The 24581-nt window shown below is 41.2% G+C and carries 27 protein-coding genes and 1 pseudogene; 16 read left to right on the top strand and 12 right to left on the bottom strand.

Annotated features, from left to right (window positions below):
- Position 1: 1 nt before the first annotated feature.
- Positions 2-1306 (bottom strand): peptidylprolyl isomerase SurA, encoded by a 1305-nt coding sequence (gene surA, locus L2747_RS03520; protein WP_248997713.1) that lies wholly within the window; start codon positions 1304-1306, stop codon positions 2-4.
- 127 nt (positions 1307-1433) lie between these two features.
- Positions 1434-3758 carry an LPS assembly protein LptD gene (lptD, locus tag L2747_RS03515; RefSeq protein WP_248997712.1) on the bottom strand — a complete coding sequence of 775 codons (2325 nt, stop codon included), beginning with the start codon at positions 3756-3758 and terminating at the stop codon, positions 1434-1436.
- 157 nt (positions 3759-3915) lie between these two features.
- Here lptD and L2747_RS03510 point away from each other — a divergent pair, with 157 nt between their 5' ends.
- From L2747_RS03510 to L2747_RS03490, 5 genes are read left to right on the top strand one after another with little or no spacing between them, the layout of a single operon-like run.
- A complete protein-coding gene (locus L2747_RS03510) occupies positions 3916-4929 on the top strand; it encodes an aminoglycoside phosphotransferase family protein (RefSeq protein ID WP_248997711.1) in 1014 nt (337 codons plus the stop codon).
- A gap of 39 nt (positions 4930-4968) precedes the next feature.
- Positions 4969-5637, top strand: a complete 669-nt coding sequence (gene murU / locus L2747_RS03505; protein WP_248997710.1) for an N-acetylmuramate alpha-1-phosphate uridylyltransferase MurU — start codon at positions 4969-4971, stop codon at positions 5635-5637.
- Positions 5637-6410 (top strand): co-chaperone DjlA, encoded by a 774-nt coding sequence (djlA, locus tag L2747_RS03500; protein ID WP_248997709.1) that lies wholly within the window; start codon positions 5637-5639, stop codon positions 6408-6410. Before murU ends, djlA begins: the two co-directional genes overlap by 1 nt.
- Before the next feature lie 45 nt (positions 6411-6455).
- Entirely contained in the window at positions 6456-7067 is a 612-nt protein-coding gene (locus L2747_RS03495) for an outer membrane beta-barrel protein (protein WP_248997708.1), read from the top strand.
- A gap of 49 nt (positions 7068-7116) precedes the next feature.
- A complete protein-coding gene (locus tag L2747_RS03490; protein ID WP_248997707.1) occupies positions 7117-8070 on the top strand; it encodes a D-2-hydroxyacid dehydrogenase in 954 nt (317 codons plus the stop codon).
- 128 nt (positions 8071-8198) lie between these two features.
- Here the strand turns inward: L2747_RS03490 and purT are convergent, their stop codons facing one another.
- A complete protein-coding gene (gene purT, locus L2747_RS03485) occupies positions 8199-9374 on the bottom strand; it encodes a formate-dependent phosphoribosylglycinamide formyltransferase (RefSeq protein ID WP_248997706.1) in 1176 nt (391 codons plus the stop codon).
- A 308-nt stretch (positions 9375-9682) separates the two neighbouring features.
- Here purT and L2747_RS03480 point away from each other — a divergent pair, with 308 nt between their 5' ends.
- The 3 genes from L2747_RS03480 (at position 9683) to L2747_RS03470 (ending at position 12863) form a co-directional block, all read left to right on the top strand.
- The gene (locus L2747_RS03480; RefSeq protein WP_248997705.1) at positions 9683-10129 is read left to right on the top strand and encodes a DUF3302 domain-containing protein; all 447 of its coding nucleotides are present in this window, start codon (positions 9683-9685) and stop codon (positions 10127-10129) included.
- 1 nt (position 10130) lies between these two features.
- Complete coding sequence (locus L2747_RS03475; protein ID WP_248997704.1) at positions 10131-11267, top strand: HlyD family secretion protein; 1137 nt, start codon at positions 10131-10133, stop codon at positions 11265-11267.
- Between the two features lie 120 nt (positions 11268-11387).
- On the top strand, positions 11388-12863 hold the full coding sequence (locus L2747_RS03470) for an AAA family ATPase (RefSeq protein WP_248997703.1): 1476 nt from the start codon (positions 11388-11390) through the stop codon (positions 12861-12863).
- 72 nt (positions 12864-12935) lie between these two features.
- On the opposite strand, the gene L2747_RS03465 is transcribed toward L2747_RS03470, so the two are convergent.
- Positions 12936-13493 carry a DUF4136 domain-containing protein gene (locus L2747_RS03465; protein WP_248997702.1) on the bottom strand — a complete coding sequence of 186 codons (558 nt, stop codon included), beginning with the start codon at positions 13491-13493 and terminating at the stop codon, positions 12936-12938.
- A 143-nt stretch (positions 13494-13636) separates the two neighbouring features.
- On the opposite strand from L2747_RS03465, the gene L2747_RS03460 reads away from it, so the two are divergent.
- Complete coding sequence (locus L2747_RS03460; protein ID WP_248997701.1) at positions 13637-13945, top strand: DUF1289 domain-containing protein; 309 nt, start codon at positions 13637-13639, stop codon at positions 13943-13945.
- Positions 13946-14004: 59 nt separating this feature from the next.
- Here L2747_RS03460 and L2747_RS03455 read toward each other — a convergent pair whose 3' ends face one another.
- The 4 genes from L2747_RS03455 to L2747_RS03440 form a co-directional block, all read right to left on the bottom strand.
- Positions 14005-15288, bottom strand: coding sequence for a sensor histidine kinase (locus L2747_RS03455; RefSeq protein ID WP_248997700.1), 1284 nt, complete (start codon positions 15286-15288; stop codon positions 14005-14007).
- An 18-nt stretch (positions 15289-15306) separates the two neighbouring features.
- A complete protein-coding gene (locus tag L2747_RS03450; RefSeq protein WP_202720571.1) occupies positions 15307-16020 on the bottom strand; it encodes a response regulator in 714 nt (237 codons plus the stop codon).
- Positions 16020-16370, bottom strand: coding sequence for a DUF3019 domain-containing protein (locus tag L2747_RS03445; protein WP_248997699.1), 351 nt, complete (start codon positions 16368-16370; stop codon positions 16020-16022). Before L2747_RS03445 ends, L2747_RS03450 begins: the two co-directional genes overlap by 1 nt.
- A 71-nt stretch (positions 16371-16441) precedes the next feature.
- Positions 16442-17317, bottom strand: coding sequence for a MipA/OmpV family protein (locus tag L2747_RS03440; protein ID WP_248997698.1), 876 nt, complete (start codon positions 17315-17317; stop codon positions 16442-16444).
- Positions 17318-17582: 265 nt separating this feature from the next.
- Between L2747_RS03440 and L2747_RS03435 the strand changes: the two genes are divergently transcribed.
- Positions 17583-18104: a GNAT family N-acetyltransferase gene (locus tag L2747_RS03435; RefSeq protein ID WP_283107164.1), complete on the top strand. Its 522-nt coding sequence runs from the start codon at positions 17583-17585 to the stop codon at positions 18102-18104.
- Here L2747_RS03435 and L2747_RS03430 read toward each other — a convergent pair.
- Positions 18101-18607, bottom strand: coding sequence for a YcxB family protein (locus L2747_RS03430; RefSeq protein ID WP_248997696.1), 507 nt, complete (start codon positions 18605-18607; stop codon positions 18101-18103). The genes L2747_RS03435 and L2747_RS03430 overlap by 4 nt on opposite strands.
- Before the next feature lie 138 nt (positions 18608-18745).
- On the opposite strand from L2747_RS03430, the gene L2747_RS03425 reads away from it, so the two are divergent.
- Entirely contained in the window at positions 18746-19081 is a 336-nt protein-coding gene (locus tag L2747_RS03425; RefSeq protein WP_248997695.1) for a TehB family protein, read from the top strand.
- 16 nt (positions 19082-19097) lie between these two features.
- On the opposite strand, the gene L2747_RS03420 is transcribed toward L2747_RS03425, so the two are convergent.
- Positions 19098-19982 (bottom strand): universal stress protein, encoded by an 885-nt coding sequence (locus L2747_RS03420; RefSeq protein ID WP_248997694.1) that lies wholly within the window; start codon positions 19980-19982, stop codon positions 19098-19100.
- A gap of 275 nt (positions 19983-20257) precedes the next feature.
- On the opposite strand from L2747_RS03420, the gene L2747_RS03415 reads away from it, so the two are divergent.
- From L2747_RS03415 to L2747_RS03405, 3 genes and pseudogenes are all read left to right on the top strand, one after another.
- A complete protein-coding gene (locus L2747_RS03415; RefSeq protein WP_248997693.1) occupies positions 20258-20545 on the top strand; it encodes a hypothetical protein in 288 nt (95 codons plus the stop codon).
- Between the two features lie 30 nt (positions 20546-20575).
- Entirely contained in the window at positions 20576-20824 is a 249-nt protein-coding gene (locus tag L2747_RS03410) for a hypothetical protein (RefSeq protein WP_248997692.1), read from the top strand.
- 109 nt (positions 20825-20933) lie between these two features.
- Positions 20934-21676 (top strand): annotated as a pseudogene (locus tag L2747_RS03405) (SDR family oxidoreductase).
- 50 nt (positions 21677-21726) lie between these two features.
- Here the strand turns inward: L2747_RS03405 and L2747_RS03400 are convergent.
- Together L2747_RS03400 and L2747_RS03395 are read right to left on the bottom strand one after the other, a co-directional pair.
- Positions 21727-22146, bottom strand: coding sequence for a VOC family protein (locus L2747_RS03400; RefSeq protein ID WP_248997691.1), 420 nt, complete (start codon positions 22144-22146; stop codon positions 21727-21729).
- 30 nt (positions 22147-22176) lie between these two features.
- Positions 22177-22785: an NAD(P)H-dependent oxidoreductase gene (locus tag L2747_RS03395; RefSeq protein ID WP_248997690.1), complete on the bottom strand. Its 609-nt coding sequence runs from the start codon at positions 22783-22785 to the stop codon at positions 22177-22179.
- A gap of 155 nt (positions 22786-22940) precedes the next feature.
- Here L2747_RS03395 and L2747_RS03390 point away from each other — a divergent pair, with 155 nt between their 5' ends.
- Both L2747_RS03390 and L2747_RS03385 read left to right on the top strand, forming a co-directional pair.
- Complete coding sequence (locus L2747_RS03390; protein WP_248997689.1) at positions 22941-23564, top strand: helix-turn-helix transcriptional regulator; 624 nt, start codon at positions 22941-22943, stop codon at positions 23562-23564.
- A gap of 10 nt (positions 23565-23574) precedes the next feature.
- Positions 23575-24279 carry a pseudouridine synthase gene (locus tag L2747_RS03385; RefSeq protein WP_248997688.1) on the top strand — a complete coding sequence of 235 codons (705 nt, stop codon included), beginning with the start codon at positions 23575-23577 and terminating at the stop codon, positions 24277-24279.
- The last annotated feature ends 302 nt before the right edge of the window (positions 24280-24581 follow it).

Below are 24581 nucleotides of genomic sequence, written 5' to 3'. Positions count from 1 at the left end.
ATTAACCTCGGTTAGTTTCCGGCTCAAAAATATCGATGAATGCTTCTGCACGCATTTCATCTAACCAGTTTTGTAACTCTTCATTAAACTTACGACGGAAAATTAGTTGGTGCGCACGATTAGTATTAAATTGGTCGGTTGCATCAGTCGTGCGTTTATCTTCTAGTTGAACAATGTGCCAGCCGTGAGTTGAACGGAAAGGCTCACTGTATTCACCAATTTCTAAGCTATTCAGTTCTTGTGAGAAAGCAGGTACGTAGATATTAGGATCCGCCCAACCTAATTCACCGCCTTTAACCGCCGAACCTGGATCTTCTGAATATTGACGAGCAAGATCTTCAAACTTAGCTTCACCAGTTCTGACTTGTGTAAGGAATCGGTCCATCATGTTTTTAGCACGTTCTTCAGACAGAATCGGTGATGGCTTGAGCAGAATGTGGCGAGACTTTACTTCGTCAACTTCTTTAGTCTGCAAGCCTCGGGCATCCATAATCTTAATAATATGAAAACCAGATGCGCTCTTAATTGGGCCTATTATATCACCAGTTTTAGCATCGCCTACTACTTCAGCGAATAAGGTTGGCATCTCATTGATGTTCATATAATCCCAAATACCACCTTCTAGTGCCTTTGGGCCTGATGACGCAGCAATAGCGATACTTCTAAAATCGTCACCATCTTGTAATCGCTTCATTACAGTCGCTGCACGTTTACTTGCAGCATCTAACTGTTGGCTATTAGCATCGCTTGGCACATCAATTAAGATATGACCAATTTGGAATTCAACATCCTTAAGCCCTTGTTCATTAATAAGCTTCACTAGGTTATTAACTTCTTGTGGAGAAACTTGAATACGGCGCTGAACTTGGATGCGTTGAATTTCACCTAAAGTGATCTCTTCGCGAAGTTGTTCACGGTATTCAGCAAAAGTAGAGCCTTCACTTTCAATTTGAGCTTTCATTTGCGCAACAGTAACATTTTGCTCTTTAGCAATATTCTCAATAGTTTGATCTAACTGTAAATCACCAATATGCAAACCAATTCTGTCTGCAGTTTGCATTTGCAAGCGAGTTAAGATTAAACGTTCGATAACCTGAGTGCGCAGTGCGGTATCTGAAGGCAGTTTTTGGCCAGCGCTTTGAGCATTAGCTTTAATGGTTTTAACCATGCCGCTAACTTCACTTTCTAAAATAATCCCTTCATTTATCTGCACTGTTACGCGATCGAGTGGCGTTGGCGCAGCTTGAATTGACTGGCTCATAGCCAAAGTCATAAGGGCAAAAATTAATTGGTTACAGCGTTTCATCCACTAAAATCCTTGGCTTTTATTGAGTGTCATCTACGGCATTTTATTGCCGAGTTAATGATTCTATAGTCCTGCTTTGACTGCATGTCTTCAGCTAGGTTCAGCATTTTTTAAAGTTATTTATTTGCTAATTCTTCAAATAAAGTGGTTTACGGTAGTTAAATAGACCGTCATCCAACATATCTGACACGCCTAATGGGCCTGAACCACCAAGTCCTTTGACGACAAAGTTTAGGTAGACCCCACTTTCAAATAGCTCTCGAGTATCCTGTACCGGATTATCTTCGTCAATATAATTGGTCTTGATGCGGTAATGATAACTCAAACGCACTGCCCAGCAACATGATTCATATTGAAAACCAGTATAGGTCTCCACTGCGCGGCTCTCGTTTAAGTCGTAATACCAATTACCGACTAGGTATATGCTATCGTTAAGCGGCCAAGCGCCGCGAAAACCAAGCTGTTTAATATCAACCGACTCATTGGTATTGGTATTAAGCAAATCAGGTACATAGCGATAGCTCGCTTGTAAAAGTTTGTTCTCACCAGGTCGGTAATCAACAGTCACTTCGCTTTTTTTGTTTTCGCTTTCTTTTACATCATATTGGATAGAACCACTTAAGAACCAATCAGAGTAAAGCTGAGTACTAAGTTCGGCGGCAACAGCTGAGTTAGATGTATTTTCTTGAACAAAAGTATCATTGCTACCTTTTATATCGTTAATACCGACACGACTGTCTTCGATATAGATGATTTGGCCCAAGCTAAACTTGAACACTTCTCGATTTTGCTCATTGAACAGTTTAGTGGTTAAGCCCAAGGTAAACTGATTTGCATCGGCAATACGATCTAGACCCGAGAAGCGGCGATCTCTAAATAGACCGTTGTAATCTTCTTGAAGCAGCGCAGTGTCATAAATACCAATATCAGATTGATCTTCATAACCTACATATAGGTACTGGAACTGAGGCTCTAATGTTTGACGATAGTTAGTATCAAAATAATCGGTAAAACGCTCAAAATTGACTTGTCCATGAATGCGAACTTGCGGCAATGTACGGTTTACTGTGTCACTCAACTCTGAAGTCATTAAGTCTGAGCGATCGTCTTGCCAGTAGTTAGTTTGTAAAAGCTTTACTTCACTGGTCAACGAGCCCGCAGGACCATGAATTGGGTACGAAATACTCGGCTCAAGATGCAAACGAGTTGCCGTCGAGTACTCGCTGTCTTGATGCTCAAAATTGGTTAGTTCGCTATTAAAGTTAAGATCTAACCCTTTCCAATAGTCTGGTGAGCGGTAGTTAAAGACAAACTGTGGCATCACTTGATAAGGCTTCTCTTCCTCACCCAGCACTTTTATATCTTGGACGCGGGCGCTGATATCCCAATTTTGTTCAAAATAGGCAATCTCACCAATACGGGTTAATTGATTATCTGTCGCTCGCTGTACATCAGAGCTTAAATCATTAAAGTAGTTATTATCTGATACATCAGTGTAGTTAGCTAAGACGCGCCAATTTTTATTAATCGCACCTTGATGTTCCCAGTGATACAAATATCGGTCTGGGCTGCCAACGAGTTTGTCATCATCTGCCAAGTATTCTAGGTTTAATTGACCTTGCTGTTTTTCACCAGCTAAATATCTAAATTCAGTCTTAGTATAGAGGCCGCGAGCAGACATATAGTTGGGTGTGAAAGTTAAATCGTATTCAGGTGCAATGTTCCAATAATAAGGCGTTGCGACTTCAACACCGTTAGTGGTGCTAGTGCTAAATGTTGGGAATAAGAAGCCTGATTTACGTTTATCGGATACCGGAATCGTCATGTATGGCACATACATCACAGGCACGCCAGCAATCTTAATCTTAGCGTCCCAAATCTCTCCCCACTCTTCAGTGCTGTCTATTTTAATCCGGTCAGCTTCTAACAACCAGGCAGGATCATCGCCTGGACAGGTGGTAAAATTAGTGCCAGCTAAGAGTAGGTTGTTCTCTTTGGTGATCTCTAAAGTTTCTGCATCACCATGGATCTGTTGCCCGTGTAGCCAATACTGCGCACCACTAAGTACCGCGCTATTACTGCGCATTTTCGCCACAAGCGAATCTGCGGTTACGGTAAACATTTCATCCTGAAAGACAAGATTACCGTTGGCATGTAACTCTTCAGCTTGTTGATTTAAGATGGCTTCATCAGCTGCAATATTACGCCCACCTTGACTGAAATTAACATCGCCACTAAAAGTCGCTTTTTGACCCATTTGGGCATCGGAACGATCGGAGCTAATATAAATACGGGCTAAGTCAGCGGGGGTGTTGAGCTCATAAAGCGGTACATAAGGCTTTACAGGAGGCACAACAACACACTGTGAACTTGTTGTGTCCACAGTTTCGATTTCGTCTGCTAAGACTAATTGGGGAAGCAGGCTCAAGGCCAGAAAATAACGGATCTGCATCTTAGGTCAATTAATTATGATTTCTTAGTCTGGACGGTGAAAAGAGGAGAAAAGTTGACCCTTTCCTGGGCAACCCAGCCAAATAATTTTGTTTCAATCGGTTAGCTGATTCCATTTTGTCGTTATAATAAAGCAATTTCTTCTTAAGAGCCATGAGGTGCCCTTGTCAGATCTTAGATTTCTTCAGTTAAATGCATGGCTAAACCAGTATTTTAATGTAAAAGTTTCGCCACAGTTAATATCAGGTGACGCTAGTTTCAGGCGTTATTTCCGAATTATCGTCGATAACCAGTCTTATATTGTAGTTGATTCACCGCCTAACCTTATCGATATTACACCGTTTATTCAATTGGCTGACAGTTATTCACGTCAAGGTATTGCTGTGCCCAAAGTTATTGCGAGCGATGTTGAGCAAGGCATTATGTTGCTTAGTGATTTAGGAGATGTACAGCTTTTGTCGGTATTAAGTGAGCAAACTTTGCAACAATACTATTCAGAAGCCTTACAGCTACTAACTGATATTGTTAAAGTCACTCACACTGAGGCTGGTGGGTTACCCAGATATGATGTCGCTTTTGTTGAGCGTGAACTTGCCATATTTACTGAATGGTTAGCGGTGCATCACCTAGGGCTTGCCGTTGAAGATGTTAATCGTGCCACTCGCTCTGCGTTTCAATTGTTAACTGAAAATGCTTTAGCCCAGCCTCAGGTTGGTATGCACCGCGACTATCATAGCCGTAATCTGATGCTGCAAGATGGCCAACTTAAAGTGATCGATTTCCAAGATGCTGTCATTGGGCCTGTGACCTATGATGCGGTTTCATTATTGCGAGACTGCTACATTCGTTGGCCTGATAGTGACGTTGAGTTGTTGATGCGTCAGCATTATAAACAATGTATCGATAATCAAATCATTGCAGCCGATACCCGCATTGAGCAATATCGCTATTGGTTTGATCTTATGGGGATCCAAAGACACGTCAAAGCGGCAGGTATTTTTGCTCGGCTAAATTATCGTGATAATAAACCAGCTTATATGGCGGATATTCCACTTACTCTGGAGTATATCCGTGATATTGCTGCACGCTACGCTGAACTTAAACCGTTTTCTGACTGGATTGATAAAGTTATTATCCCAGCTTTTAACGCTAAGAAAGAACTACAAAAGTAGAAAGTCAATGAATAGCAAAGTCGACGAGAAAGGCAAATTATGAAAGCGATGATATTAGCGGCTGGGCGCGGTGAGCGTTTGCGGCCGTTAACCGATTCAGTGCCTAAACCTTTAGTTAAGGTGGCTGGCAAACCATTAATCGTTTATCACATCGAAAAACTAGCGGCGGCAGGGTTTACTGAGATAGTGATCAATCATGCATGGCTAGGTCATAAATTAGTTCAGCATCTTGGCGATGGTAGCCAGTGGCAAGTGAAGCTTCGTTACAGCAAAGAGCTCACTGCATTAGAGACTGGAGGCGGAATTAAGCAAGCGCTTTCTTTATTGGGTGAAGAGCCGTTTTTTGTCATTAATGGTGATATTTTTATTGATAAACTTCCAAATATTAAGCCACTTAAGGGCGATGCATTAGCGCATCTTTGGCTAGTGGATAATCCGGTGCAACACCCTGAGGGGGATTTTGGTTTATCAGGTGAATATGTCAATGATATTGGGCCAAATAAGTTGACGTTTTCAGGTATGGGAATTTACCAAGCAAAGTTATTTAATGATACTCCTGATGGTGCGTTTGCACTTGCTCCTTTGCTGCGATTGGCCATGAAAAACCAAAAAGTGACAGGTGCTTACTTTGACCACTATTGGTGTGATGTAGGCACAATCGCTCGACTTGAACAAATTGAAAAACGTGAAACAAAAAAGGTTAGATAATGCGTATTTGGGGTAAGGTTTTTGGCTTCATTCTTGGCTTTATGTTTGGCCGACTAGGTGGAGCAATCTTTGGTTTATGGCTTGGCCATATGTATGACCGTTATCAAAACAAAAAAGCTGGTTTAGGCGGGAGCGGGAAAAGGCAAGCGCTGTTCTTTAATACCACCTTTGCAGTGATGGGCCATGTAGCCAAAGCATCTGGTCATGTCACTGAAAATGATATTCGTATGGCGAGTTCTTTAATGGACCAGCTGAATTTAAGCGGTCAAACTCGCGCTGATGCTCAGGCAGCATTTAGAGAAGGTAAAGAGTCTGACTTTGATCTTAATGCTTGCCTCAAGACCTTTAGACTTATTTCTATGGGGCGCAAAGAGGTTTTGCAGATGTTTTTGGAGATCCAAATTCAGACTGCACTCTCTGATGCACAGCTCGATCAGAAAGAGCGAGTTATTTTAAGTGTTGTAGCCAATGAGCTTGGTTTTAGCCAGCAACAACTCGATGACCTATTGGCACGCTGGCAAGCTGAGTTTAATTTTCATCGCAGTGGTGGTAATCAAACATCGATTAAAGATGCTTATGATTTATTAGGGGTCGCAGAATCAATGTCTGATCAAGATATCAAACGAGCCTATCGAAAGCTGATGAATGAGCATCACCCAGATAAATTAGTTGCTAAGGGGTTACCGGCTGAAATGATGGAGCTTGCTAAGACAAAGGCGCAAGATATTCAAGCAGCTTATGATAGAGTCAAAGGTGAAAGAGGTATGCGCTAGCATCAGCTAAGTCGCGGGATTATTATAATAAAATAGGGACATATTATGAAAACTAAATTGGCGTTATTGCTGGGTTCATTGTGTGCGTTTCCTGCTACGGCTGACATCTATGTTGCTCCTTTTGGTGGCTATAGCTTTGGTGCCAGTGAATTTGATATCTCAATAGCTGCATCGGAGGAATCTGGTAAAGGTAAGATCGGGGAGTCGGAAAACTATGGCCTAATGGTAGGACTTAGTACTAAAGACCCCGGCAATGTTTATCTATTGTATAGCCATCAAGCTACTGACTTAAGAGGTGGGGATAATTTTAGTCCTAACGTACTGACATCTATGGATGTTGATTATTTTCATGTCGGTGGCACCTTGTACTTTCCAAATCAAAGTATTCAGCCTTATGTGACAACCAGTATTGGTGTGACAAATATGCGTCCCGGTGGAAATTATTCTAACGAGACACGCTTTTCTATGGCTATTGGTGGTGGAGTTGAGTACCAAGCAACTGATGCTTTCTCATTGTTTGCAGAGGTAAAAGGTTATGCGACCTTTATTAACGCAGATAATGCGTTGTTTTGTGGTGTTGAAGGCTGTCTTTGGAATATTCAGGCGGACATTATGTGGCAAGGCCAAGCTAATATAGGCGCTAAACTAACGTTTTAATCTTTGAACTCTGTATTGCTAATTATCAGCAAGCTTAAGGTTGTTTGTTATGAAAATCGTAGTACTGGATGGTTTTACCTTAAACCCTGGAGATCTTAGCTGGCAACCGTTAAAACAATTTGGTGATTTTAGCTGTTACGAGCGCAGTGCATCTAATGAGGTACTGGCACGTAGTGAAGCAGCAGAGGTCATTTTAACCAATAAAACAGCGCTAGACGCAAAGCTATTAGCCAAACTACCCAAGCTTAAATATATTGGTGTGCTAGCAACTGGCACCAATGTGGTTGATCTGGACGCGGCTAAAGCACGAGGGATTGTCGTTACCAACGTGCCCGGTTACGGCCCTGATGCTGTTGCGCAAATGGTGTTTGCCCATATCTTACATTCTACTCAACAAGTTAGTCGACATTCCGACGCCGTAAAAGCTGGAGTTTGGAGCACGTCGCAAGACTTTTGTTTTACCTTAAGCCCGTTGCAATCTTTAAAAGGCAAAACACTCGGTTTAGTCGGTTTTGGTGATATTGGTAAAGCTGTGGCGCAGATAGCGTTAGCTTTTGGTATGACGGTCATGGTGAATACTCGTCATTCTAGTATTGAGTTACCCGAAGGCTGCGCATGGGTAGATCAACAACAATTATTTACCCAAGCAGATATTGTGTCACTGCATTGCCCACTCACACCTGCAACCGACAAGCTTATCAATAGCGCAACACTTAAATTGATGAAGCAAACTGCAATGTTAATCAATACAGCAAGAGGTGGCTTAATTGATGAAGCAGCTTTGGCATTGGCTCTAGAGTCGAAACAATTGGCATTTGCTGGGGTGGATGTTTTATCTAGTGAACCACCAAGTGCTGATAACCCATTGCTTCATGTTAGCAATATTAGCATTTCGCCACACAATGCTTGGGCGACCATAGAAGCAAGGCAGAGCTTGCTAAATATTGCTATAGCCAATTTACAGAGTTTTGTTCAAGGGAAGGTTCAAAATCGGGTTAATTAGCTACACATCTAGTGCTTGAAGTATTTAAATACAAAATAGCCTCAACTTCTTAAGTTTGAGGCTATTTTTATGATGCACAGTCAATAGTAGCGATAATCTGCTGCATTTATCGACGGACTAAACTTTCACTAGAGGATCACAGTCACTTTACTGGCAGCTGTGAGGGCTTTATCAACTGCAGAGTCAATATTGGGGCCTCTAGCAAGAGTCACACCTAGCCGCCTAGCGCCATCAATTTCTGGCTTGGCGAATAGTCTTATTTGTGTATCAGGTTGGGTTAGCGCATCGGCCACACCAGAGAATTGAATATTCGTTGAAGTGCCATTAGCTAAAATCACCGCTGATGCGCTTGGACCATGTTGGGCAATGTTACTAATAGGTAAGCCTAAAATAGCACGTACATGCAGTGCAAACTCTGACAGATCCTGACTGATTAGAGTCACCATACCTGTATCATGCGGACGAGGAGAAACCTCTGAGAAGTAAACTTCATCGCCTTTGATAAACAATTCAACCCCAAATAAACCATAACCACCGAGTGCTTCCACTACTTTCTTGCCAATAGCACGTGACTTGCTCAGTACTACCTCTGACATAGCTTGTGGTTGCCAAGATTCTCTATAATCACCATCCTCTTGGCGGTGGCCAATAGCATCGCAAAAATGGACGCCATTAACAGCGCTAATAGTGAGCAAAGTAATTTCATAATCAAAGGCTACAAAGCCTTCCACAATAACGCGACCTTTACCTGCTCGTCCGCCTTCTTGGGCATATTGCCAGGCCTGTTGCACTTGCTCTTGGCGGCGAATAACGCTTTGGCCTTTACCTGACGAACTCATTACCGGTTTGACAACGCAAGGGATGCCGATTGTGGCAACAGCATCATTAAACTCAGTTTCTGTATCACAGAAAAAATATGGAGAAGTTGGAATATCTAAAGTTTCAGCGGCTAAACGGCGAATGCCTTCGCGGTCCATAGTGAGCTGAGTCGCTTTAGCTGTTGGCACAATATTCACGCCTTTAGCTTCCATTTCAACCAAAGTTTGGGTGGCAATGGCTTCTAGCTCAGGGATCACCAAGTCGGGTTTTTCGAGTTCAATTACTCCTTTGAGTGCATCTGCATCAAGCATATTAATTACATGGGAGCGGTGTGCAATTTGCATTGCTGGTGCATTGGGGTAGCGGTCTACACCAATCACTTCGATACCGTAGCGTTGTAATTCGATTGCGACTTCTTTTCCTAGTTCACCACAGCCGAGCAACATAGCGCGTTTAGCATTGGCAGATAAAGCAGTACCTATCATTTGGGTTACCTTTTAGATTGTAGGGAATCGTTATTTATTGCTAAGCAAAAGGTCATAGGCCGAGCAATATTTGAAAGCATCTTTGGCTTTCAATTTTTATTTGCCTCTAGTGTAACGTGCAGCTTATTTATTGAGGTTAGATTTGCTGCCAAGTGTGCGCAAGATCACTTGGCTTTACTAATCCGCTTATTGCTAATGTGCGGTTTTAAATCGAAAAAAATAGATTTATTGGGTTAATATTGTCAAGATGTTGCTAGGATGTTGGCAGGTTCCATCACCGTAAATAACGGTTTAATAAGGAGAGCGCTGTGTTTTTAGATTATTTTGCATTAGGCATCATATTTTTCGTTGCGATTTTTATCTTTTATGGGGTGATAGCGATTCATGATATTCCTTATGAAATAGCTAAAAAACGTAACCATCCACAGCAAGATGCACTGCACATTGCTGGCTGGGTAAGCTTATTTACTTTGCATGCTATTTGGCCATTTCTGTGGATTTGGGCAACGCTTTATCGAGAAGATAGGGGATGGGGCTTTCAAGAGGTTGTGGAGAAAGAGCAATTACTGGAGAGTGAAGTTAAGGGCTTAACCGAATCGGTTAGAAAGCTAGAACAAAAAATAGTGGCAATGGAAGCTACTAATCATAACGTAATAGCTACGGCAGCCGATGTTCCTGCTACGAGTGAAAAGTTAGACCAAACAGATATATCGAATCAATCTTCCAATAATCAAGCTGATAAGGTAGAGGTGTAATATGGATTTACTACTTGTATTAACCTATACCGCAGTCTGTATTGCTGTTTTTAAAATATTCAAAATACCATTGACTAAGTGGACGGTGCCTACAGCAATACTTGGTGGTATCTTCATTGTTGGCGCTCTAATTTTATTAATGAATTACAACCATCCTTATACGCCTTTCGCAAAAGAGTATTTTGTTACAACGCCAATTAATCCAGCTGTAAGAGGTGTCGTTATTTCGGTTGATGTCGAACCGAATACGCCAATTAAAAAAGGTGATGTGTTATTTAAAATAGATCCGACGCCCTTTCAAGCCATTGTTAAGCAAAAACGTGCTGCTTTAGTGGCTGCAGAACTTGAAGTGCCACAGCTTAAAGCTGCTTGGGAAACGGCACAGGCCTCAGTATCTAGAGCGACAGCTGACAGGGATAGAACTAAGTCTGCATTTGACCGCTACGAAAAAGGTCGTAAGCGCGGTGGCGCTAACTCTCCGTTTACTGAGCTAGAACTAGACAATAAACGTCAGCTCTATTTAGCTTCTGAAGCACAGCTCACCGCAGTGAGAGCTGAAGAATTAAGAGTACGTTTAGCTTATGAATCTAATGTTGATGGTGTAAATACCAAAGTTGCCGGTATTCAAGGTGAGCTTGAAAAAGCACAATTTGATTTAGAGCAAACAGTGGTAAAAGCACCTGCTGATGGTATGGTGACGCAAATGGCTCTTCGTCCAGGCATTGTCGCAGTACCTATGCCGTTAAGACCTTTGCTAAGCTTTATTCCTGACGAGGAACGAGTTTTTGTAGGCGCATTTTGGCAAAACTCCTTACTCCGTTTAAAAGAGGGGGATGAAGCTGAGGTGATTTTAGATGGTGCACCCGGTCAAGTCTTTAAGGGCAAGGTTGCAAAGGTTTTACCTGCTATGGCCGAAGGTGAAATTCAATCTTCAGGAGCATTGGTATCGTCAAATCGTTTAATGACCCGTGGTCGTGCTTTAGTGTTGATAAAGCTAGAAGATCATGAGGTTAGAACTCGTTTCCCTGCTGGTGTATCAGGTCATGCTGCAATCTATACTGAGCATTTTGCTCATGTATCGATTATGCGTAAGGTTTTATTGAGAATGCAGGGTTGGCTCAACTATTTGTTTCACTAAGATTTAGTTTATTAGTGCTGCTCACTAATAAAAGGTAGACCGTTTTAAAAGTGTGAACAAAAGGGACTTTTGAGTCCCTTTTGTTTTGTTACCTTTGTCATTATATGCTCAAGGATTAACATGCAGGATATCCGAGATCTCACCGCTATTTTACGCTCAAATACCCCTATTGTAGTTATCGAAACTTATGAAGAGTATAGGGTGATCGATCTGCTGAGGAAGGTATCAAATATCTTATATCAGCCACTGTTTAGCTGGAGTATTACCCAAGGACTAATGCGAGTAGACAGCGGACTTGGGCGGCAAAAATTCAATTGTGAGCCGGAAGATATTTTGGGGCAAATAAAAGCAACCACTCAAAAAGGAATTTATGTTCTTTGCGATTTCCATCCATTTGTCGAAGACGCACCAAAGAATGTTCGCTTATTAAAAGAGATCGCTCTGGAATACGAGTCGTTAAACCACACCTTGGTGTTAGTTAGTCACGAATTTACCATCCCTGCAGAAATTAAACATTATTGCGCTCACTTTAGGCTATCACTTCCGGATGTGTCGCAGTTGCTTAATATCATTTATGAGCAGGTCGATAAAATTAGAGCTAAAGGGGTAATGTTGAACGTAGATGATAGCGCAGTTGTTAAACTCGCTGATAATCTTCGTGGTATGACTTTTGATGATGCGCGCCGGCTTGCCCATAAAGCGATTGTTGATGATGGTGCAATTACACATTCAGATGTCGATAGTATTAATCGGGGCAAATTCGAGCTGCTTGATATGCACGGTGTGTTGCATTATGAGTACGATACTTGCGATTTTTCTCAAGTTGCAGGATTACATAATCTCAAGCAATGGCTTAGTTATAGAATGCCTTCGTTAGGTACACAAGATCTTGTCGATAAACCTAAAGGCATTTTATTGCTCGGAGTTCAAGGTAGTGGTAAAAGCCTTGCTGCTAAAGCGGTTGCTGGTATGTGGCAGCGACCATTGCTTAAAATGGATATGTCGGCCCTATATAATAAATATATCGGTGAGACAGAGAAAAACCTACGTAAAGCCCTAGAGTTAGCTGACTTAATGTCCCCCTGTGTCTTGTGGATTGATGAGATAGAAAAAGGCTTAAGCAGCGGTAGCAGTGATGACGGTACCTCAAAACGTATTCTAGGGGCGATTCTCACCTGGATGGCAGAACGAACATCTGACGTGTTTCTAGTCGCAACAGCTAATGATATTAGTGCATTGCCGCCAGAATTGATGCGCAAGGGGCGTATGGATGAGATATTTTTTGTCGATTTACCTGATGAGACGATTCGAAAGGCGATATTTTTAATTCATCTTAAACGGCGTATGCTTGAGCCAAGCCAGTTTGATTTAAGCCAGTTGGCAAAGCTTAGTCATGGCTTCTCTGGAGCCGAAATTGAACAAGCGGTTATTTCAGCGATTTATACCGCAAAAGCGTCAGAGATTGAGGTCAATCAACAGGTATTAGTGGCCGAACTGATGAAAACTCGACCTTTGTCTGTCGTGATGCGAGAAAAGCTGGAATCAATAAGAATATGGGCTGAAGGTCGCACTGTTAATGCCCATCAATCACTGTAGATTTACTTGTATCACTGGTATTTCTGCGGAAAAGCAAACCGTGCAAGCAAAATGCACGGTTATTATATGGCCTTAATCAGCCTGTTTTTTTGGGGGAAATTGAGCCAGAATCTTGCTTACCGTAGCATTGGTTTCGTCAGCCTTTGCTGCTCCCCCTTCATCAAAGGTAAATTTGTCCATACCGCGCCAAATAAGTTGATTGCTGTTTGGATCTATAATGTCAATTTGAATGGTTTGAATTTTTGCGGTATCACTGCCTACGGGCACATCAACGCTAGTGCCAATGCTTGCACCTCCTGAACTGCCCCAAGACCCTGTTCCTAGTCCAATTGAGAAGCCTGAGTCTTTCGGCTTATCTTCTACTTTAAAGCTGTAGGCAACATTAAAGTCGGCAGCTTTTTCTTGAGTATTGAAGCCTTGGTTTATTAGCGCTGTAGCGATAGCTTGCTGGATCCTATTGGCGCTTAATGGGTCACTGTTAGCTGACGGCGGTAGCTGGGAAAAGCTTTTCAGATTAGAAAAATCGTAATCAACATCGTAATCATTTTTTGGCGTTGAGCTACAAGCTGCCAGCAGTAGTAAAGGGATAGACACTAAGGCAACAAATACGCTCTGCATTGGTTTTTTCATTATTTTTTGCTCTCTTATTGAATAAGTCTATTAAAGCCCGTTAGCCAGTATGTAAGTAAATTATCAGTTAGGTATACAAATACAAACGTTATTTACTGTATTTATTTTAGCCTTTTATTGTCAAGATAGTATATGTTTAAGGAATGGAGCAGTTAGAGTTTTTTGAGATCCCAAGTCCTTGCATTGGTGTATGCCAAAGTGACGCGCGTGGCTATTGTAAGGGGTGTTTGCGTAATCGTAATGAGCGCTTTAATTGGCTTGAGTTTAGCGATGCGCAGAAGTTTGATGTGATTCGTTTGTGTAAACAACGTAAGCGCAGGCGTCAGCTGGCTTTCTTAAAAGCGAAAAAAGCGCAAATACTCGATGAAAGATCTAAAGTGAATAGCCATTTAGATTTTGGTCTTGAGTTAGAAACAGAGTTAATGCCAGATCCTAATAGGCATGACGACTAAGGGGATTATTACATCACAAGTAAAATCTGCTTATTCGCCTGTATAGCATTAGTGCTTAATTAGCTTTTAGTGCGATTGCTTGTTTGGGCTAATGACCATATCAGGTTAAATTGAGTAAAGCCCGGCTGGCTTATCAATTGCACATCACCGTGGTGTCTTTCCATAATTCGCTTAATAATCGCTAATCCTAAACCATGGCCTTTATTACCATTTTTGCAGCTTGCGCTGCGGTAAAATGGTTCAAATATTTTGCCTTGATCTTCCGCTAAAATCCCTTCACCATCATCGGTAACAGATAACATGATTGAGTCATTGGTTTGACTAATTTTAACCACCACGCCATTTACGGCGAATCGTTGCGCATTGGTTATGAGGTTCTGCAGTGCACGTTCAACTAAAGAAGGCTCTGCTATCAGATATATAGTCTCTTCAGGAGCGACAAGCGTAATAGGTATTGGGTGATGTGTCTGCAAACGTTTGATAGTTTGCAGTGCTAAACTATTCAAATCACAGCGCTCAAAGTTAAGTGATTCTCGCTGAGTTTCTAAGCTGGCATAGGTCAGCAGCTCTTGTAACAGGTTTTCCATCTCTTTAATATCGAGCTTCATTTCATCTAAAAAACGTTGTCGTTTGTCTTCATCTGAGTCAGGTAAGCAATATTGGGGTAATAAAGCTAAGGCGAATTTTAGACGCGCTAAAGGGGTTCTAATTTCATGAGAAACAGCGTTTGATAAGTGTTTTTGGTTTTCAATAAGCGCACTAATATGGGCTGCCATATCATTAAAGGTAGTGGCAAGAGGCAATACCTGTGAGCGCTGGGTTAAACGAATGCGAGTGTCCCACTTTGCTTGGCCAAACTCTTTGGTTGCTTTACCTAGTACTTTTAAGTCTTTTGATAGTGGCCATACCCAAAGTAGTACGATAAAGCCCAGTAAGAAATAGAAAAAGATATTATAGAGGTTACGTAGGCTTGCTCGTGGATCGAGTTCTATTGGGCCAGCCATTAATACCTGCTCGCCTACAGCCACGAAATGTAGCTCATGATTAATATCATAAGGCGTTGCAATAACTTTATTTGAATGGACTAATTGGTTACTAGAAAAGGCAACTTGTTCTGCATCGAGTAGAGTCAGTGGAAAGTTTGGCGCAAGCTCAATTGAATCAAGCATAGGTTGGCGCTCGTCAACAGGTAACGCTGCTAACACTTGTGCTAAAGCAACTAAAGGTGCATCGAGTGCACCTTTATCATCTACGTTGCTTTGCCATAAGTTATCTAGTGCCCAGCCAATGCCTAAAAAACCAAGGCTGAGCAAAAGGTAAAGGCTAATAAAAAGACGTTTCATCTTATTAAATTAGCAGGTTTAGTTGTTCCATGCTTCAGGAGCGAATAGATAACCTTGGCCCCAAACCGTTTTAATTCTGAAAGGCGTTTCAATATTATCGCCTAACTTCTTTCTTAGACGAGATATACGTACATCAATTTTTCGGTCTTTACCGTCAAAATCGATATTGAGCAGGTATTGATAGATATACTGGCGGCTCATAACCTGACCTGCTTGAGAGGCCAATAACCAAAGCAGTTCAAATTCGTGACTGGTTAAATCAACTTCAGTGTCACCTAAACGAATCGCTTGAGTATGTGGGTCAATGCTTAATTTACCAAAGCTTAAGCAGTGTGACTCAACTTGTGCTGGCTTGGCTTGGCGGCGAAGTAGGTTATTTATACGTGCTACCAGCAGCGCTGGGTCTACAGGTTTAACAACGTAGTCGTCGGCACCTAATTCTAAGCCTTTAATTTGATCTTCATTTGAGCCTAGTGCACTCATCAATAAAATAGGGCCGGCAAAGTAATCTGGTAGCTTTTCACACAGAGTTAACCCATCCATCCCAGGTAACATGATATCGAGTAAAATGATGTCTGGTTTATAGTTGATTAAACGAGTCAGTACCGTATCGCCTCGTCTTTCTACTTCTACGTGCATGCCATGCGACTTTAAAAAGTCGACAATCAAATTAGCTAAGCGAATATCATCTTCGACTAATAATACTCTATGCGTAGATTGAGAGTTGGTCATTAAAATAAACTCCATGGGTTGCGGTATCGTCGCCTAACTTGAGGCGGAGAAGCTGGTGTTATTTTTAATTTTACACCTGCAATTGTCTCGTGGGTATCTTTGTCTATCATCACAAACTGAATATCACGGTTAGCGCTGATATTAACGGTTAATGAGTGAATGTCTGGTGACGAACCACACCACTTCTTTAAGTCTTTGTAATCAGAGATTATGCAAATTGTTTTATTTGTTACTGAATCCCATTGCAACGTCACTTCAATATCGCAAGCTTTTGCATCAGCAGAAGTGATACAAATCTCTGGGGAGAGTTTAAAGTTAGGCTCTAACTCTTCTAGAGTGTTTTGCGCCATAGCATTTGAGCTCAGAAGCGAGCCAAGAAGCAGACATATTGAAAGGCGTATAGATTTTGAAAACACGAGTGTTAGAACCTATATGCTGCACTAACAAAGTAGGTCGTAGTGTAATCTTTATCTAGCAAAGGACTTTCGGCTATAGCATCACCGATATCGGTATAGCGAGCAACGAAGAGTAAATTCCAGTTTTCAGTTAATACATACTGTCCGGTAAACTCAAGACTCTTATTCAATGCCGACTCCGCTTGATATACTTGGTTCCAATAGAGGCTTTCACTTGGTCTAATACCGTAGTAATAGTCCACCACTTCTTCACTTTTCCAGTCTAATACGGCGGCAAATTCAAAATTCCATTTATCTAATGGAATATTATAAAACCACTTTAGCTTAGACTCTAAGCCGCCATGTACATCTAATATGTCATGGGCTAGGCTAGCATGCACTATACCAAATCGGGTGTAAATAAAAGCCTCGGCTCCGCCAAGATATGTAAAGTTTCGATTCTCTAGTTCACCAATAGTGCGCTCATCAGGAGTGAGCCTTGAGAGGGAGCTGGCCATAGGAGCGATCGCTGCTTGGCTGTTACCTGTATTTAATAGAAAGATGTTGGAGGGATCCCAACGGTGGAAAAAGGCGCTGTCATTACTAAAAGTCGTAATTAGGTTAACGGTGTAGTTTTCACCTTCAGCTAAGGTGTAGCCAAGGTTACCATTATCAAAAAACCAGCTCTCGCCATAGTATGCAATAGTTGGCACAACATATAGTGGGATATCTTCAAAATCTTTTAGTGGGTTAGATTTTTGTCCGTACCCGAGTGCTATACCCAGATCCCAGCGGCCAACTTCAATACAGTCGGTATTGTTATCACAGCTTGCTGGAGCGTCGGCAAAAGTGGCTCCGGAAAACAGGCTTAAACTGAGCAGTAGTGCTAATAAATATGGCATCTAAAACATTGACTCGCAGTTACAAAATTAACAAATGGACCCATAGAGTATCATCTATTCCAAAAAGCATCATGCGAGATAATAAACATGTTGCAAACTGATACAGGTTGAAAACCAATCAAAGCGCAGCTGTTATTCTTGGTGATGATTCGCTAAAAATAAACGTTATTATTGGCTTAGTTGTTGACACTAAAGCGCTTTTATTTAAGGTTAATTAAACAGAAACGTTTTTTATAAGGCAGACTGATAAGTGAAAAATGAGCAAATGCCCCAAGAAGTAGGCTTAAGTATTTTGATAGATATAGATATTCGTCACAGCTTAGATACTGATATAAATGGTATTTGCCAACTTTATAGCCAAAAAAGTTGCTATAGCTCAACACTGCAGCATCCTTTTCCATCACTTAGTCGTTGGCAGAAGCGTTTAATAGACCTACCTGAAAATTGTTATAGCTTAGTCGCAATGAGAGGTGATGAGGTTGTTGGGCAGATAGGGATGGAAGTCTTTAGCAACCCACGGCGGAAGCATGTGGCCAATATAGGAATGGCTGTCGACGAGTCTTATCGTGGTATTGGTTTAGGCTCTGCGCTGCTTGAGGCTATAGTATCGTTGGCGCAAAATTGGCTGGCTGTAAAGCGGATAGAACTAGAGGTTTATACCGACAATCATTTAGCGATTAGCTTATATAAAAAGCATGGTTTTGTGATTGAAGGTGAAATGCGTGAATATGCTTTTCGGGATGGCGAATATATTGACGCATTTCTAATGGCCTATGTCAGAGACTAATCTTCTTCGGCTAGGGATTCTAAGCCTTTATCTCTACCTTGAGCGATGACAAATTGCAATGCATCTTCATCCAAGCTGCGTTTCGATAGGTAGCTTACTGCTTTAGATTGCTTCAATAGAAAGCCTTGTTTAGTTTCTGTAAATTGGTTGATGTCTTGCCATAAAATTTTGCCTTGAACATAAAAAGAGTCATTGCTGATCCCTGAGCTATCTATGGTCAATGTCACTTCGTTGTTGGCCGCTTTACTCATCATTTGACGCATTAGCCACCAAGGTTTTCTAAACCGAACACTTAATGCTTCTAGTGCGCCTAAAGCAATAAGAAACCACGAAGCGTAACCGTTAATATTGGTTAGCATTAATGCGACTCCCACGACAGCGAACAAAATGGCTTTGCGATAAGCACGTATTGATGCGTCAATAACGACAGATTCGTCATAGCATTCGCTAAAGTGACTCTTATCTAGCGTATATTGGGTAGTGTAACTATATTCTTGATTCATCGGTTCTCGTTATCGCGTGACGCTTAAAGTCGGTATATTTGGGGATTATAATGTTTAGTTTGCTTATAGTCGCTTAACTTGAGCTTAAATTGCATTAATTACGCTTTAACAAATTAAATAATAAACTAAGGACTCAGTATGGCTGCAATTCCTGTTGATTACGTTAATTATAAGTCCACTGCCGTTTTTGAAAAGGCAACGGTACCGAAAATGTTTCTGCACTTACATAACACTAAAGCCGGGGTGTATGGGCAGATCCATGTGTTAAATGGAGAGCTTAAATTTTACGGCTTTGCCGATAGGCGTGGTGAAATAGAACAAGAGTTAGTGATTAAAGTCGGGGATGTTGGAGTTTCGCCGCCGCAATATTGGCATAAAGTTGAATTTTTAACTGATGACACCTGCTTTAGAGTCGATTTTTGGGCGCATAAAGACTCTGATATCGTGGCTGAAAGCCAGTCTGAGCGCGATTAGCGCTCGTTGTTGTCGATTAATGTAGCTGTGGCTTTATCGCTAGAATATCGCACTTTAACTGTTCAACAATCACAGATGAAGTGTGACCTTTAAGTTCACTGATTAAACCATGATGCTCACCAGCACCAATAATTAACAGATTGGCATTACATTGGTGAGCAATATGGGGAATCACGTAGTCTGGTAATCCTTGCTCTAGATGCAAGTGATCTTGAGCGAATTGTCGACCTTTGGCGCTATCGAGTAATCGTTGCCAAAGTAGCTGTTTTTGATCTGATTCTGATGAATAGTGTTTTTCTGGGGTAACCGACATACTCCAGTTATCCAACTGATAGCAATTTAATAAGTGAATGTCGTTATCTAATAAGTTGGCTAATTGCTGACTATCGTCAAGTAAGCACTGATTGAGTTGCTTATGTTCTAAATTAGAGCCGCTGGTATCTAATGCTGTTAAAATATGCCCTTGGCTCTGCCAAGACTTATTACCCACTATCATCACAGGTTGCAGGCAATCTCTAAGCAAATGGTCCTCACAACTAGGTACCCATTCATTCAATAGTGCATTGTGATGATTATTGTTAATTACTACTAAATCATAATTGCTATTATTAGTTTCGTTAAGAATGGCGACATGATCTTTGACATTTTTGATGGTCTTAATTTCAACTTCTACACCTTGACGCTGATATTGAGTGAGCAGTTTTTTTACGAATAGCATGGGATCCAGTGCGTTTTTTGGGATTAGCCCAAGACGACTTAATAGATTGCTACAGGGGCGATCTATTTTTAAAGCGGTGACTTTAGCTTTAGTTTTTTTAGCCAATTGTAGTGACTTACTTAAAGCGGCTTGTGCTGCAGAATTATTGTCTATTAAGGTTAATGTATGGTGGTACCTAATCATAGGAACACTCCGTCTCCTTTTTCTCCACTGCATCTACTTTAGTCTATGGCCTAGTAAATACGTGGGTTTGCTAAGATCAAATCACGCTTAAACGGCTATTTGTAAGTGCTTTTCAGTCTACAGTTTTTAAGTATTTGATTTTGACTATGTCATTTACTGGCTTTTATCTAATTTCAAGAAAATTCAAAATATAATTTATCACTTAGTTGTTAACAATGTTTAACCTGACATTAACTCGCTCCTTGTTTAGGGTGATCTTAACAAGGAGAAGTTAAATGAATTCTACTGATAATAAGCTCGGGCAAGTACTGTTAGTTGAGCGACGTATAGCGGATTTTAAGCGAGGAAAGCTGCCATTGCCGCCAAAGAGCAAGTTGGTTTTTACTAACATAAACTCTGGTATTGCAAACGATACTGTTTTCTCTACAGCTTCAGAGTTGATGCCGACAGAGGTGGCATTAATACAATCAATGAGGCGATCTAGATTATTAACTATGATGGTTGTCATTGGCGCAGTTGCTTACGCTGGCTTTATATTTTTTTTACTAAAAGTGGCCGGGTAAATACATTATCAAGGAATCGCTAAGGAGAGCGTGATGTTGGCATTAGTAGCTGAATTAATGTTTTGGTTTTTATGGGACTTTGTATTTTCTTATCTATTTTATTTTACCGGTGCAATGCTAGTTTATGTGTTTAGCTTAGGCAAAATTAATTACCCTCTATCTGTGACAAGATTTTTAGCGGCACCAAAAATCAGGGGGCGCTCAGAATTTGATAAACCTTTTCTACTCGGTTTCGCCTTTTATATTGGATTGTTTGTATTGGCAGTTTGGTTAAGTTAAACCAGACAACATTTAGCCTTTACTTAGCTCGCTGCCGCAAAGGTTTACATTCACTGTTTGGATTAGTAGTTTGGGTGTTTATTGAGCACGTTAGCTATGGGTGACTAAAATGGCGATACCACGAAAAACAATACTGATTACAGGTGCGAGCTCAGGCTTGGGAAAAGGCATGGCCATCGAATTCGCTAAGAAGGGGCGAAACCTAGCTTTGTGCGCTAGAAGATTTGAGCGTTTAGAGGCTTTAAAACATGAGCTTTTGCAGATTAACTCAAGCATTAAGGTGTCGATTAAAGTACTTGATATTAATCAACATCAAGCCGTGTTTAAGGTTTTTGATGAGTTTAAGCTTGAATTTGGCACTCTCGACAGAATTATTTTAAATGCAGGGCTGGGCAAAGGAGCTGCAATTGGAACCGGGCATTTTGAAGCAAATAAACAAACAGCAGAGACCAATTTTATTGCTTTGTTGGCTCAGGCTGAAGCGGCTATGGCAATTTTCAGAGACCAAAATGCTGGTCATTTAGTCACTATATCTTCTGTGAGTGCGTTAAGAGGTTTTAGACTTATGCTGCAACGAAAGCGGCGGTTAGTTCATTATCGGAAGGGATGCGTATTGACGTGATGAATACACCAATCAAGGTGAGCTGTATTCACCCAGGGTTTATTCATAGTGAAATTAACGTACAGGTCGAAAAAGTACCTTTTATTGTTGATACTGACGTGGGCTGCCGAGCCATTGTTAAGGCTATTGAGGCTGAGAAAGCCAATAGTTTTGTCCCGAGCTGGCCGTGGGCTCTTATTCGCTGGCCTTTAAAGGTTTTGCCAAGTCGATGGATACGGAAAATGAGTTGATCAAGCTCATTGTGCAAACACAAAGCTCATTGATTGGAGCTTTATAGAGATTATTCGTAACGATTACGTAAGCTTGGGACGTCAGTTAAGTATTCGACGAACTCAACTTCATAGCCATCTGGATCGATAAAGTACACATTACGTCTATAAGGGTCATCTATTCCGGGTTTAGCAATCTCAAAACCAGCAGCTTTGAGACGACTGATAACACCATCTAGATCGTCGGTAGCATAAGCAAAATGAGCCAGACCTACCTGATGGCCGCTTAAGTCTCGATTATCCGCATTACCATCGTCATTAAAAGTTAAATACTGATAGTCGTCGCCAAAATGCATCCAGTTGCGTTCTACACCATGCCAAGTCGATTTTCCGCCGCCGCGAACTTGCCAGTGAGGGAATATTGCTTGGTAGAAGTTGAGGGCTGTTGGAATATTTCTTACTACTAAGTTTAAGTGTTCTAAATGAATCATATCTTGCTCCTTTAGTTTCCATTGTGGGTACTACATGCCGTAAGTGTATTCCTGTTGTTTAGGGTAGGCGTGCTGTTGATGGTTTATACGCACTATTTTTAAAGCTTCGCTGTACTGAGCTAACATATGCAAACTGTAGTCTATGCGCTCACGTAAATGTAAATCACGCTCAGAACTTGCCTTTTGACTGTTAAGTACCTCCTCTACATTGCGAATGATTAAATGGTCGGGCGTCGCCACTAATTTATTGTTTTTCAGTGCATTCATTCTTAACTCTGCAATCGGGTAGGCACCACTTATTCCACTAACAACACCGACAAGTAGAGCGGGCTTGTGAGCTGTATCTTGGTTGTCTGCCATTAATAAGAAATTTTTCATAATGGGTGATGCCATGCCGCCCCATTCGGGAGTGATTAGTACTAAGGCATCCGCATTTTTTATTTGTTGGGCGATTAAGGGCCAACGGCTGCCGTCTGCCGCTTTAGAATTAGCTTCACCATCCCAAAATGGCAGTTGGTACTGACATAGTTCAATGTGATGCGCTTTGGTGAAAGCGGATGATTTTTCGCTTAGATAGCGAGCAACTTTAGCACTCTGTGATGGACTTCTTTGACTTGCACTTACAATAGCTAACTCCATTTAAGTAAACCTTTTTGTTTATTTAAGTTTTAAGTAAAGTAATATCTTTACAAAATAAAGTAAAGAAAAAAGTTTACTTAATTGGTGGTTGAGCAATAATGGCAACTAGGATGTTTTGTATCGGCTGATAAGCGATGCAACTAAAAGAGATAATAATGAAGACCAGTGACAAAATTTTGCAGATGCTCAAAACTCAAGGTGAATTAACCGCCAAAGTGATTGCCAGTGAACTGGGTTTAACCACAATGGGGGTGCGCCAGCATTTACAAAGTCTGGAAGAAAGTCGAGATGTAGTTTTTGAGGATAGAAAAGCAACTCGAGGGCGACCAACACGTTACTGGGCTCTGACGCCAGAAAGCAATAGCCACTTTTCTGATAGACATGAAGAGCTAACGGTTCAGTTAATTGATTCTGTTAAGACCGTTTTTGGTGATGGTGGTTTAGAGCAACTTATTGCTCACCGAGAGCAAGCTTCTTTAGTGCTTTATCGCGAGGCACTAAAAGACGCGGATACCTTATCGGCTAAATTGCAAATTTTAGCTCAATTGCGTATCGAAGAAGGTTATATGGCTAGCGTTGAACAACAAGGTGACGTTTATTGGTTACTAGAAAATCATTGCCCTATCTGTGCAGCTGCAAGCAAGTGTCTTAATTTTTGTCGTTCTGAATTGCAGCTGTTCCAAAGTTTGTTAGCGGAGCATGCAGTTATCAGCCGTGAAGAGCATATTATTGAAGGTGCACGTCGCTGTGCCTACAAAGTCGCACCAGTGCAAGAGTAGCTAATATCTTATGGAATCGAAACGTGCACGCTTAGATAGATTTATTAGCGTTAAAACTGGTGTCAGTAAAAAAAACGTCAGAGTACTTTTAGCAAAAGGCCAAGTACTGGTGGACGGAGAAATTGCCCGTGACATTGATTTAATTATTGATGAGTTCTCTCATGTCACCTTAGATGGGCAGATCCTGCAAGCTTGTCAGCCTAGCTACGTCATGCTGCATAAACCCGTTGGTGTCGTCAGTGCCACAGTAGATGATAAACATAAAACAGTTATCGATCTGCTAGATAGAGACGATAAGCACAGCCTGCATATTGTAGGTCGGCTTGATTTAAATACTTCTGGGTTATTGCTACTCACTAATGATGGACGCTGGTCGAAAAAATTGATGTCACCGCAGCATAAAGTTGGCAAGGTGTATCGAGTCACACTACAAAACCCGATTGATGAATCTTATATCGCGGCTTTTGCGAATGGTATGTACTTTGAGTATGAAGACATCACCACGTTACCGGCAAAGTTTGAGATTGTTGATGAACACACTGCGCTAGTGACGCTAATGGAAGGGCGCTATCATCAAATAAAACGTATGTTTGGTCGCTTTCGTAATCCAGTAGTGGGCTTACATCGTTTATCGGTGGGTGATATAGAGCTTGATCCTGAATTAGTCGTTGGTGCTAGTCGTGAGCTATCTTACGATGAAATAGCCATCGACTAAAGGAATGTTTTGATACTTAAATTGGCCCTTCTAACCCTATATAAATCAACTTAGCCTTTTTAGTTTAGCCATTTATGTAGGTGAACTTTCAGTTTTTATAGCTGAAAACTGAAAGTTTTTCTTAAATTAAGCTTAAATCGATAAATAAAGAACCATTTTGTTAGTTTGTGATCTGGTGCAATTTTTCGTCAGTTTAGCTTAATGAATTTCATCAATTACTAATGTGCCCTCAAAGCTTATATGTGATTCACGTCTGGTTGTTGCTTGTTGTGTGATCTTGGTTGGGCTGCGGCTGGGGTGAT

It is taken from the genome of Shewanella marinintestina, from assembly GCF_023283845.1.
GTDB classification, from domain to species: domain Bacteria; phylum Pseudomonadota; class Gammaproteobacteria; order Enterobacterales; family Shewanellaceae; genus Shewanella; species Shewanella marinintestina.
The sequence above is the reverse complement of the archived record's forward strand: the minus strand, read 5'-3'. Positions and strand labels throughout refer to the sequence as shown.

Bases quoted from the DNA above. Each gene is read 5' to 3' on its own strand.
- L2747_RS03455 (WP_248997700.1), bottom strand. From the start codon at position 15,288: ATGAAACGTCTTTTTATTAGCCTTTACCTTTTGCTCAGCCTTGGTTTT.
- L2747_RS03450 (WP_202720571.1), bottom strand. From the start codon at position 16,020: ATGACCAACTCTCAATCTACGCATAGAGTATTATTAGTCGAAGATGAT.
- djlA (WP_248997709.1), top strand. From the start codon at position 5,637: ATGCGTATTTGGGGTAAGGTTTTTGGCTTCATTCTTGGCTTTATGTTT.
- purT (WP_248997706.1), bottom strand. From the start codon at position 9,374: ATGATAGGTACTGCTTTATCTGCCAATGCTAAACGCGCTATGTTGCTC.
- murU (WP_248997710.1), top strand. From the start codon at position 4,969: ATGAAAGCGATGATATTAGCGGCTGGGCGCGGTGAGCGTTTGCGGCCG.
- L2747_RS03425 (WP_248997695.1), top strand. From the start codon at position 18,746: ATGGCTGCAATTCCTGTTGATTACGTTAATTATAAGTCCACTGCCGTT.
- L2747_RS03495 (WP_248997708.1), top strand. From the start codon at position 6,456: ATGAAAACTAAATTGGCGTTATTGCTGGGTTCATTGTGTGCGTTTCCT.
- L2747_RS03420 (WP_248997694.1), bottom strand. From the start codon at position 19,982: ATGATTAGGTACCACCATACATTAACCTTAATAGACAATAATTCTGCA.
- L2747_RS03475 (WP_248997704.1), top strand. From the start codon at position 10,131: ATGGATTTACTACTTGTATTAACCTATACCGCAGTCTGTATTGCTGTT.
- L2747_RS03390 (WP_248997689.1), top strand. From the start codon at position 22,941: ATGAAGACCAGTGACAAAATTTTGCAGATGCTCAAAACTCAAGGTGAA.
- surA (WP_248997713.1), bottom strand. From the start codon at position 1,306: ATGAAACGCTGTAACCAATTAATTTTTGCCCTTATGACTTTGGCTATG.
- L2747_RS03395 (WP_248997690.1), bottom strand. From the start codon at position 22,785: ATGGAGTTAGCTATTGTAAGTGCAAGTCAAAGAAGTCCATCACAGAGT.
- L2747_RS03385 (WP_248997688.1), top strand. From the start codon at position 23,575: ATGGAATCGAAACGTGCACGCTTAGATAGATTTATTAGCGTTAAAACT.
- L2747_RS03440 (WP_248997698.1), bottom strand. From the start codon at position 17,317: ATGCCATATTTATTAGCACTACTGCTCAGTTTAAGCCTGTTTTCCGGA.
- L2747_RS03490 (WP_248997707.1), top strand. From the start codon at position 7,117: ATGAAAATCGTAGTACTGGATGGTTTTACCTTAAACCCTGGAGATCTT.
- L2747_RS03415 (WP_248997693.1), top strand. From the start codon at position 20,258: ATGAATTCTACTGATAATAAGCTCGGGCAAGTACTGTTAGTTGAGCGA.
- L2747_RS03400 (WP_248997691.1), bottom strand. From the start codon at position 22,146: ATGATTCATTTAGAACACTTAAACTTAGTAGTAAGAAATATTCCAACA.
- L2747_RS03465 (WP_248997702.1), bottom strand. From the start codon at position 13,493: ATGAAAAAACCAATGCAGAGCGTATTTGTTGCCTTAGTGTCTATCCCT.
- L2747_RS03445 (WP_248997699.1), bottom strand. From the start codon at position 16,370: ATGGCGCAAAACACTCTAGAAGAGTTAGAGCCTAACTTTAAACTCTCC.
- L2747_RS03470 (WP_248997703.1), top strand. From the start codon at position 11,388: ATGCAGGATATCCGAGATCTCACCGCTATTTTACGCTCAAATACCCCT.
- lptD (WP_248997712.1), bottom strand. From the start codon at position 3,758: ATGCAGATCCGTTATTTTCTGGCCTTGAGCCTGCTTCCCCAATTAGTC.
- L2747_RS03430 (WP_248997696.1), bottom strand. From the start codon at position 18,607: ATGAATCAAGAATATAGTTACACTACCCAATATACGCTAGATAAGAGT.
- L2747_RS03460 (WP_248997701.1), top strand. From the start codon at position 13,637: ATGGAGCAGTTAGAGTTTTTTGAGATCCCAAGTCCTTGCATTGGTGTA.
- L2747_RS03435 (WP_283107164.1), top strand. From the start codon at position 17,583: ATGCCCCAAGAAGTAGGCTTAAGTATTTTGATAGATATAGATATTCGT.